This is a genomic window from Pseudomonas sp. CFII68 (assembly GCF_000416195.1).
Classification (GTDB): domain Bacteria; phylum Pseudomonadota; class Gammaproteobacteria; order Pseudomonadales; family Pseudomonadaceae; genus Aquipseudomonas; species Aquipseudomonas kilonensis.
In genome coordinates, this window is sequence record NZ_ATLN01000033.1 from 66,193 (window position 1) to 76,279 (window position 10,087).

The 10,087-nt window shown below is 63.7% G+C and carries 6 protein-coding genes; 4 read left to right on the forward strand and 2 right to left on the reverse strand.

All coding sequences use genetic code 11. The annotated features are described in order from the left end of the window. Positions 1–50: 50 nt before the first annotated feature. Positions 51–1,886 (reverse strand): acyclic terpene utilization AtuA family protein, encoded by a 1,836-nt coding sequence (locus tag CFII68_RS20630; protein WP_018603194.1) that lies wholly within the window; start codon positions 1,884–1,886, stop codon positions 51–53. 180 nt (positions 1,887–2,066) lie between these two features. Between CFII68_RS20630 and CFII68_RS20625 the strand changes: the two genes are divergently transcribed. From CFII68_RS20625 to CFII68_RS20615, 3 genes are all read left to right on the forward strand, one after another. Then, positions 2,067–2,693 (forward strand): TetR/AcrR family transcriptional regulator, encoded by a 627-nt coding sequence (locus CFII68_RS20625; RefSeq protein ID WP_018603196.1) that lies wholly within the window; start codon positions 2,067–2,069, stop codon positions 2,691–2,693. A 115-nt stretch (positions 2,694–2,808) separates the two neighbouring features. Beyond that, a complete protein-coding gene (locus CFII68_RS20620; RefSeq protein ID WP_018603198.1) occupies positions 2,809–3,585 on the forward strand; it encodes an ABC transporter substrate-binding protein in 777 nt (258 codons plus the stop codon). A gap of 70 nt (positions 3,586–3,655) precedes the next feature. Beyond that, the gene (locus CFII68_RS20615) at positions 3,656–4,669 is read left to right on the forward strand and encodes a GNAT family N-acetyltransferase (protein WP_018603200.1); all 1,014 of its coding nucleotides are present in this window, start codon (positions 3,656–3,658) and stop codon (positions 4,667–4,669) included. A 146-nt stretch (positions 4,670–4,815) separates the two neighbouring features. On the opposite strand, the gene CFII68_RS20610 is transcribed toward CFII68_RS20615, so the two are convergent. Further along, positions 4,816–5,364, reverse strand: coding sequence for an RNA polymerase factor sigma-70 (locus CFII68_RS20610; RefSeq protein WP_024619408.1), 549 nt, complete (start codon positions 5,362–5,364; stop codon positions 4,816–4,818). A gap of 269 nt (positions 5,365–5,633) precedes the next feature. Here CFII68_RS20610 and CFII68_RS20605 point away from each other — a divergent pair. Continuing rightward, positions 5,634–10,087, forward strand: a 4,454-nt coding sequence (locus tag CFII68_RS20605; protein ID WP_018603204.1) for a non-ribosomal peptide synthetase, incomplete at its 3' end; no start/stop codon positions are given.

Sequence of the window (10,087 nt, forward strand, 5' to 3'; positions counted from 1 at the left end):
GCCCCCAAAGCAGTCAACTCAATTTGCCTGACACACCAGGTCGCACGCACTTAGGGCCGCTTCGCGCCCCAGCGGGGATAAATCCCCTCGCCACAGGAGTTGACCTGATCAGCAATGTGTTGCGGCACCGGAATCTGAATTTCCAGCAACTGCTGGGCGAACGCCTTGCCCTGGGGATCGATGCGCAGGCTGGCGACACCGCCGCCGCCGAGGGCATTTTCCAGCAGGAAATTCAAACTGTGGGTGCCCGGCAGGTACCAACGTTCGATCCGGCCCAACCGCGGGTCGAGCACGTGGCTCATCCAGTCGACCATCACCTCCGGCGTCAGCGCTTCGGCGATCCAGGGCAGGTATTCGGGTTCACGGGCGATCACGCCAATGTTGCTGTGGTTGCCCTTGTCGCCGGAGCGCGCCACCGCCAGTTTGACCAGCGGCACGCTGGCATCGGCCCGGCCCTGGGGTTTGGGCACATCCGGGGCGACCGGCAGATCGACGGTGTGCAGCGATGCGAAAGTGGGCAGGGGGCAAGGGTGACGCTGGCCGTCGAGTTCGATGTCGAGCCGGCAAGTGGCTTTGTCGATCAGGAACGAGAACAGACGAATCAACGGCGACACCGTCGGCCGGCCACCGACCAGCCCCGTCAGCCCCGGCGCCATGCCGGTGGCGGCTTGGGCGATCTCCCTGGAAAACAGCACCAGCGGCTGTTTCTCCGGGTGCCGAACCGCCAGCTTGATCACCACCTCACGGCTGTCCCGGCGCTGGCCGTGCTGGCCGTAAGTAGCTTCGCTGCCCAGCAGTTCGATGTTCACTTCGCTATAGGGCCGCCAGCCACGCTGGATGAACATCTGCGAGGTCTTGGCGACGATTGCCTGACTGACCCGTTCAGCCTTGGCCACCGCATCAATGCCGGCGATCAGGCAGGTGGCGGTGCAGCGCCAGCCGTCCGGCCAGGTGGCGCTGACCTTGTATTGATCGGTGGGCGGCAAGCCCTTGGCGCCGTGGACGCGCACGGCGTGTTTGCCTTGCTGGATCAACCTGACCTGGCTGAAATCACAGATCACGTCCGGCAACAGATAGCCTTGCGGGTCGCCGATTTCGTAGAGCAACTGCTCGCCGACGGTCAATGGCGTGACCAATCCGCCGCTGCCTTCGGTTTTGGTAACCGTGAACTGGCCGTCGGCGCTGACCTCGACGATGGGAAAGCCGATGTGTTCATAACCCGGGACTTGCTGCCAGTCGGTGAAGTTGCCGCCCGTGCACTGGGCGCCGCACTCGATCAGGTGCCCGGCCAATGCGGCCTGGGCCAATCGGTCGTAATCGTCCCAGGCCCAGCCGAATTCATGCACCAGGGCGGCGCTGACCACGGCGCTGTCCACCACGCGGCCGGTGATCACGACATCGGCCCCCAGGCGCAACGCCTCGACGATGCCGGGCGCGCCGAGGTAGGCGTTGATGGACACGCACGCGGGCGGCAGGGGCTCGCCACTGAACATTTCACGGATGCCCTGGGCGGCGAGCCGTTCGAATTGCGGTTGCAGGTCATCACCCAGCAGCACGGCGATCTTCAACGGCACGCCCGCCTGGTCGCAGGCGGCTTGCAGGGCCTTCGCGCAAGCCTGGGGATTGACCCCGCCGGCGTTGCTGATCACGCGCACCCCATCGTCATGCAAACGCCGTAGCAGCGGTGTGAGGACCTCGATGAAGTCCGTGGCATAGCCGCTTGAAGAATCCTTCAGCTGCGCTCCCGCCATGATCGACATCGTCACCTCGGCCAGGTAGTCGAATACCAGGTAATCCAGCGCCCCGCCCTCGACCAGTTGCGCCGCCGCAGTACAGGTATCGCCCCAGAAGGCGCTGGCGCAACCGATACGGATCGTTTTGGGCATGGCGTTCCCTCCGGCAAAGGTGGCTCGAGACTACCAAGCAAGCGCTTGGTTTGTAAACGGCCGCTGGTTCTTCTGGCCGAGCGCTTGCTTGGTTGCCTCGGTCAGCTTAAATTGCCCGCGCCACTGATGATTTGGTGTGCAATGCTCGCGCGTGGGTTGATCGACTGTAGGAGAGAATGGGTGGACGAGCAAAAAGCCCTGGGCGTGATGCGGGAGCTGGTCGACAACGGGCAACTGACCGACCCGGACAGTGCTCGCGGCAAACTGCTCCAGACCGCCGCCCACCTGTTTCGCAACAAAGGCTTCGAGCGCACCACGGTGCGCGACCTGGCCAGTGCCGTGGGCATCCAGTCAGGCAGCATCTTTCACCATTTCAAGAGCAAGGACGAAATCCTGCGGGCGGTGATGGAAGAAACCATCCGCTACAACACCGCATTGATGCGCGCCGCCCTGGCCGAGGCCGACAGCGTGCGTGAGCGGGTATTGGCGCTGATCCGCTGCGAATTGCAGTCGATCATGGGCGGCACCGGCGAGGCCATGGCGGTGCTGGTCTATGAATGGCGTTCGCTATCGCAGGAAGGGCAGCGGTACGTGCTGGCCCTGCGTGATATTTATGAAGACTTGTGGCTCGAGGTCCTGGGCCAGGCCAAGGAGGCCGGGTATATTCGCGGTGACGTGTTCATTACCCGGCGGTTCCTCACGGGAGCGTTGTCCTGGACCACCACCTGGTTTCGCGCCGAAGGCAGCCTGAGCCTTGATGAGCTGGCCGAGCAAGCCCTGATCCTGGTGCTTGAAGAAAAACAATAATCGAGCAATGCCTTAAATGACCGTGTGGCTGGCTAAGTGGCTGAAACCGCCTAGCTTGATTGTTATTGATGGGACTTTTGGGGAGTGGGTTATCTTGACGTTTTCGCCGATGAGGATGACCTCGCGTCTGCTGCTGGCTGCTCTGGCCGTTTTCCTGGCGTTGCCGACCGAGGCGGCGCAACTGGTGCGGATCGGTGCTGCGCATTTTCCGCCTTATACCGTTCGTCCCGAAAACGGCGCCGACACCGGCCTGCTGCCGCAAATGGTGGAGGCCTTGAACCAGTCGCAAACCGACTACCAGTTCGTATTGGTGCCGACGTCGATCCCGCGCCGCTTCAATGATTTCAAGCAGGGTCGGGTCGACATGGCGATTTTCGAGAACCCCGAGTGGGGCTGGCAAGATGTGCCGCACACCTCGGTGGACATGGGCCTGGAGGATGCGGAAGTCTTCGTCGCCCAGCGCCAGCCGGATCGACAGCAAAGTTATTTCACTGACCTCGGGGGCAAGCGCCTGGCCCTGTTCAGCGGTTATCACTACGCCTTTGCCGAATTCAACGCCGACCCCAAGTTCCTCGCCGGCCAATACAACGCCACGCTGACGTATTCCCACGACAGCAACCTGTTGATGGTGTTGCGAGGACGGGCGGATATCGCCCTGGTGACCCGTTCGTACCTCAACGATTACGTGTTGCGCAATCCGGACGTCGGCCCGCAATTGCTGGTGTCCGAGCGTATCGATCAGGTTTACCACCATTACGCGCTGATCCGGCCACAGGCGCCCATTTCCAGTGAAGCGTTTGCCCAGTTGCTGCAAACGCTGCGGGATAACGGTCAGTTGTTGAAGATTTTCCAGCCCTACCAGATCCAACTGGTGCCCACGCATTCCCATTGAAGGCGACACTAAATTTCCCTCCCCGGCTCACGTCCCACGTTGACTACCGACGAATACGCGAGCCCCTCCCATGTCCAACTTCAATCACCCGACGACGCTGCCCTTGCCCGGCGGCCGTCGCCTCGGCGCCGATGAAACCGAACGCCACCTGAGCCTGATGCTCGAAGGCGCGCCGCTGATCCGGCTGCGCCTTGCGCGCGGTCCCGAGTTGCACGTGCACTTGCAGGAAATCAACGACCGACCGGTGGGTCCGGCGCTGTGGGCGGCCTGCTATTGGCTGTTTGCTCGCGATCCCGACTGCCAGCGCCTGACCTGGCACCTCGACGAGCGCCCCGGCGAAGCCTTGCTCAGCGGTTTGTTGACGGTCACTGAACGTGCCGGTGAATACGTTTGCGAGCGCACGATGTTCTGGCAATTGCCGCAGCCCTGGCTGGGAGTGTCGTTCAACGGCAGTTACCCGCAACACATGATCATCACCAATGGCCAGCGTCATCCACGTCGGCCCATCAAGCCCCGTGGCGAGGTGTACCGGCGTTTCGATGCGCGGCTGGGGGCCTGGGTGTCCTTGCGCACCTTGGAAATCGAGCAGGACCTTACGCGTTTCAACCGCTGGCAGAACAGCCCGCGGGTGGCGAGTTTCTGGCAGGAGGAGGGCAGCCTGGAACAGCATCGCGAGTACCTGGGCAAGCTGCAGGCCGACCCCCGGGTCTTGACCCTGATCGGCTGTTTCGATGACCAGCCGTTCGCTTATTTCGAAGCCTATTGGGCCAAGGAAGATCGGATCGCGCCGTTCTATGACGCCGGCAACTACGATCGCGGCATCCACATGCTGGTGGGTGAAGAGCAACACCGGGGACCGCACAAGGTGGCCAGTTGGCTGTCGGCGCTGGTGCATTACTTGTTCCTGGACGATCCGCGCACCCAGCGCGTGGTCGCCGAGCCCCGGGCCGACAATGCCCGGATGATCGGGCACCTGCACAACCAGTGCTTCCATTGTGAAAAGGAATTCGACTTCCCCCACAAGCGCGCGGCGCTGATGATCCTGGGGCGTGAGCGGTTTTTTGATCGGTGTGGGTTGATGTGAGGTTTGGCATGGGGCAGGTGGTGGTTAACAGGCCGCCATCGCGGGCAAGCCTTGCTCCCACAGGCCCCGGGGCTTCATACACTATCTGCCTGCCAGAAAAACCTGTGGGAGCAAGGCTTGCCCGCGATGGGGTCGGAACTGACATATCACCGCCGGGCGAAGGTATCTCCTCGAACCCCCGACACCTTGCGGCAATGCACCAGGGCATCGCGGATCATGAAGTTCACCAGGGTCGGCGAGACGCCCAGTTCCTTGGCGATGTCCTTCTGTGGCACGCCGTGCAGGCGGTACATCTCGAAGGCATAGCGGGTGCGGCTGGGCAATTCGGTCAGCGCGTCGGCGATGTGCTCCAGCGTGGAGAAGTTGATATGGGAGGTTTCTGGCGAAGCACCCTGGATCACCACGTTCAACCCTTCCTCTTCCGGCCCCGAGTATTTCTGTTCCAGCGCCTGCTTGCGGTAGTGGTCGATCGCCAGGTTGCGCACGATCTGGAACAGGTAGCTGAGCTGGGCCTTGAACGAGGAGGTGATCTGCGGTGCCGATTGCAGCCGGAAAAACGCGTCCTGCACCACATCTTCCGCGCGGGAGCGGCAGCCGGTAATGCGCGCCGCGATCTTGACCAGGATCAATCGGTTGTCCACGAATGCCTGGAGTAACGGTGAGTCGCACCTGCTTGTGGATACTTGTTCCGTCATGGAATTCACCTTGCTGCAAAAAGTTAGCAGGACGTCCGGATGCCGGCCCCGTCCTACACATCGAGCGCCAAATTAGGCTTAATGATAATGATTGTCAATTGAGAAGAAGAATTATTGCTTCAATAAAGTCCAGTCTCGGTCCCGCGACCCATTGCCGCGGCGCCTGGCTGCCGGATGCTTCGGTGAGCAGGCGCTCCGACTAATTATTTGCCGCTGCTATCCGTTCCCATGGGTGACAACTTGCAAGCCGAATCCAGGCAGGAAACCCCATGACCGACGCGTTCGAACTCCCCAGCACCCTGGCTCATGCCCTCCAGCGCCGCGCCGCGTTGACGCCGGACCGGGTGGCCCTGCGCTTCCTTGCCGACACCCCTGGGCAGGGTGTGGTGTTGAGTTATCGCGACCTGGACCTGCGCGCCCGGACCATCGCCGCCGCCTTGCAGGCCGAAGCGGCGCTGGGGGATCGTGCCGTGCTGCTGTTTCCCAGTGGCCCGGATTACGTCGCGGCGTTCTTTGGCTGCCTCTACGCCGGGGTGATTGCCGTGCCGGCCTATCCGCCGGAGTCCGCCCGTCGCCATCATCAGGAGCGCTTGCTGTCGATCATTGCCGACGCCGAACCGCGCCTGTTGCTCACCAGTAGCGATCTGTGCGAGCCGTTGCAGGCCATCGAATCGGCACCGCCGGTGTTGTGCGTCGATACCCTCGACCCGGCCCGCGCCGGGCAATGGCAGATGCCGACGCTGCAGGACGATCACATTGCCTTCCTGCAATACACCTCCGGCTCCACCGCGTTGCCCAAGGGCGTGCAGGTCAGCCACGGCAACCTGGTGGCCAACGAATTGCTGATCCGTCATGGCTTCGGCATCGACCTGAACCCCGATGACGTCATCGTCAGCTGGCTGCCGCTGTACCACGACATGGGTCTGATTGGCGGCTTGTTGCAGCCGGTGTTCAGCGGCGTCCCCTGCGTATTGATGTCGCCGGCCTACTTCCTGGCCCGGCCCCTGCGTTGGCTCGAAGCGATCAGCGAATACGGCGGCACCATCAGCGGTGGCCCGGACTTCGCCTATCGGCTGTGCAGCGAGCGGGTCAGTGACTCGGCCCTGCAGCGTCTCGACCTGAGCGGCTGGCGCGTGGCCTATTCCGGCTCCGAGCCGATCCGCCTCGACACCCTGGAGCGTTTTGCCGAGAAGTTCGCCCCGTGCGGCTTCACGTCGGACAATTTCATGGCCTCCTACGGCCTGGCCGAAGCGACCTTGTTCGTCGCCGGCACGCCACGCCGCCACGGCATTCCTTCGCTGCGGGTCGATGACGCGGCCCTGGCGCAAAACCGTGCCGAGCCGGGGCAGGGCAGTGCGGTGATGAGTTGCGGTGTCAGCCAGCCCGGGCACGCCGTGCTGATCGTCGAGCCCGCTACGTTGCAGCCACTGGTCGACCATCAGGTCGGTGAAGTCTGGGCCGCCGGCCCGAGCATTGCCCTGGGCTACTGGCGCAACCCCGAAGCCAGCGCCCAGACCTTTGTCCAGCACGATGGCCGGACCTGGCTGCGTACCGGTGACCTGGGTTTCCTGCGTGACGGCGAGCTGTTCATCACCGGTCGCCTGAAAGACCTGCTGATCGTGCGCGGGCATAACCTCTATCCCCAGGACATCGAGCAAACCATCGAGCGCGAAGTGGAGGTGGTGCGCAAGGGCCGCGTGGCCGCGTTCGCGGTCAACGATGGCGGCGAGGAAGGCATCGGCATCGCTGCGGAAATCAGCCGCAGCGTGCAGAAAATCCTCCCGCCCGAAGCCTTGATCAAAGCCATTCGCCAGGCCGTGGCCGAGGCCTGCCAGCAAGCCCCGAGCGTGGTGGTGCTGCTCAATCCCGGCGCGTTGCCCAAGACCTCCAGCGGCAAGTTGCAGCGCTCGGCGTGCCGCAGTCGATTGGCCGACGGCAGCTTGGACAGTTATGCACGGTTCCCGTCAGCCGAGGCAGAAGGCGCTGACGAGTCTGCGCCGTCCTCCGAGCTGCAAACGCTCATCGGCCAAATCTGGCAGGAGCAGTTGCAGGTCGAGCAAGTCCAGGCTGACGATCATTTTTTTCTGCTGGGCGGTAACTCCATCGCCGCCACCCAGGTGATCGCACGGCTACGGGAAACCCTGGGGCTGGAGTTGAACCTGCGCCTGCTGTTCGAAGCCCCGACCCTGGCCGCGTTCGCCGCAGCGGTGGCGAACCAGCAACAGGACGGCGGCCAGCCTCAAGGCGCGATCAGCGCATTGTCGCGCGACGATGCGTTGCCGCAATCCCTGGCCCAGAACCGTTTGTGGATCACCTGGCAGCTCGATCCGGCGAGCCATGCCTACAATATTCCCGGCGCCTTGCACCTGCGCGGCGAGCTGGACGAAGACGCGTTGCGCGCCAGTTTCCAGCAATTGATCGAGCGTCATGAGTCCCTGCGCACGCGGTTCCTGGAGCGGGATGGCGTGGCCCTGCAACAGGTCGATCCGGCCGGTGAGTTCAAGCTGCATGTCATCGATCTCGGCGACCTGCCTGCCGACTTGCGCGAAGCCCGGGCGCGGCAGGTTCGAGAAGACGAAGCGGCCACGCCGTTCGATCTGGAGAAGGGGCCACTGCTGCGGGTCAGCCTGTTGCGTCTCGACGAGGATGACCATCAGCTGCTGGTGACCCTGCACCACATCATCGCCGACGGCTGGTCGATGAACGTGTTGGTCGAAGAGTTTTCCCGGCTGTACGCCGCTGCATCCCAAGGCCAGGTCGCCGGTCTGGCGCCGTTGCCCTTGCAATACGCCGATTACGGCAGTTGGCAGCGCCAGTGGCTCGCCCAAGGCGAAGCCGAGCACCAACTGAGCTATTGGAAGCAGCAACTGGGCGCGGAACAATCGGCCCTGGTGCTGGGCACGGATCACCCACGCAGCGCTCAACGCCAGCGCAGTGCCGCGCGGCATAGCCTGCGCCTGGACAAGGGTCTCGGCGAGGCCCTGCGCCACGTGGCCCAGGCCCATGACGCGACACCGTTCATGCTGTTGCTGGCAGCCTTCCAGGCGCTGTTGCAGCGTTACACCGGCCAATCCGACATCCGCATTGGCGTGCCCAACGCCAACCGTCCGCGCCTGGAAACCCAGGGGCTGATCGGCTTCTTCATCAACACCCAAGTGCTGCGCGGGCAGGTCGATTCACGTCAGCCATTCGCTGCTCTGCTGGCCCAGGCCCGGGAAGCCACGCTCGGTGCCCAGGCTCACCAGGACTTGCCGTTCGAACAATTGCTCGAAGCGTTTCCCGAGGCGCGCGAGCAAGGCCTGTTCCAGGTGATGTTCAACCACCAGCAGCGTGACTTGAGTGCCTTGCGGCGCCTGCCGGGGTTGCTGGCCGAGGCGTTGCCGTGGCACAGCCGTGAAGCCAAGTTCGACCTGCAACTGCACAGCGAAGAAGATCGCAACGGCCGGCTGACGCTGTCGTTCGACTACGCCGACGAACTGTTCGAGGCGGCGACCATTGAGCGGCTGGCAGCGCATTACTGCAACCTGTTGCGGGCGGTCTGTACCGATCCGCAACAAGCCATCGGCGATGTGCCGTTGTTGGCCGCCGATGAACACCGCCAACAGCAGCAATGGAGCGCAGCCCCGTGCGTGCCGGCCAGCCAATGGCTGCCGGAGCTGTTGAACGAACAGGCCCGTTGCACGCCACAACGCACTGCGTTGCGCTGGGACGGTGGTCAACTCGATTATGCCGAGCTGCACACCCAGGCCAATCGCCTGGCCCATTACCTGCGGGACAAGGGCGTTGGCCCCGACGTGTGCGTGGCGATTGCCGCCGAGCGTTCGCCGCAGTTGCTCATTGGTGTGCTGGCCATCATCAAGGCCGGCGGTGCCTATGTGCCGCTGGATGCGGACTACCCGGCCGAACGCCTGGCCTACATGCTCCACGACAGTGGCGTCGACTTGCTGCTGACCCAAACCGCGCTGCTCGAACGGTTGCCGGCGTGCGACGGCGTCAGTGTCATCGCCATGGACGCCCTGCACCTGGAGCAATGGCCAAGCAATCCGCCGGGCCTGCACCTGCACGGCGATCACCTGGCCTACGTGATCTACACCTCCGGCTCCACCGGTCAGCCCAAAGGCGTCGGCAACACCCACGCGGCCCTGGCCGAGCGCCTGCAATGGATGCAAGCGACCTACGGGCTGGACGCCAGCGATGTGCTGATGCAAAAAGCGCCGATCAGTTTTGACGTGTCGGTCTGGGAGTGCTTCTGGCCGCTGATCACCGGCAGCCAACTGGTGCTGGCCGGCCCCGGAGAGCACCGTGACCCACACCGCATCGCCCAGTTGGTGCAGCAGTTTGGCGTCACCACGCTGCACTTCGTGCCGCCGTTGCTCAGCCTGTTTGTCGATGAGCCACTGAGCGCGCGCTGCAACAGCCTGCGTCGGTTGTTCTCCGGCGGTGAAGCCTTGCCCGCCGAACTGCGCAACCGGGTGTTGGCGCAACTGCCGGCGGTGCAATTGCACAACCGCTACGGCCCGACCGAAACCGCGATCAACGTCACCCATTGGCATTGCACCGAGGCCGATGGCGAGCGCTCGCCGATCGGCCGTCCCCTGGGCAACGTCCTGTGCCGGATACTCGACAGCGAGCTCAATCCCGTGCCGGCCGGTGTGCCGGGCGAGCTGTGCATCGGCGGCCTGGGCCTGGCCCGGGGTTACCTCGGTCGTCCGGGCCTGAGCGC

Bases quoted from the DNA above. Each gene is read 5' to 3' on its own strand.
- CFII68_RS20630 (WP_018603194.1), bottom strand. From the start codon at position 1,886: ATGCCCAAAACGATCCGTATCGGTTGCGCCAGCGCCTTCTGGGGCGAT.
- CFII68_RS20620 (WP_018603198.1), top strand. From the start codon at position 2,809: ATGACCTCGCGTCTGCTGCTGGCTGCTCTGGCCGTTTTCCTGGCGTTG.
- CFII68_RS20615 (WP_018603200.1), top strand. From the start codon at position 3,656: ATGTCCAACTTCAATCACCCGACGACGCTGCCCTTGCCCGGCGGCCGT.
- CFII68_RS20610 (WP_024619408.1), bottom strand. From the start codon at position 5,364: ATGACGGAACAAGTATCCACAAGCAGGTGCGACTCACCGTTACTCCAG.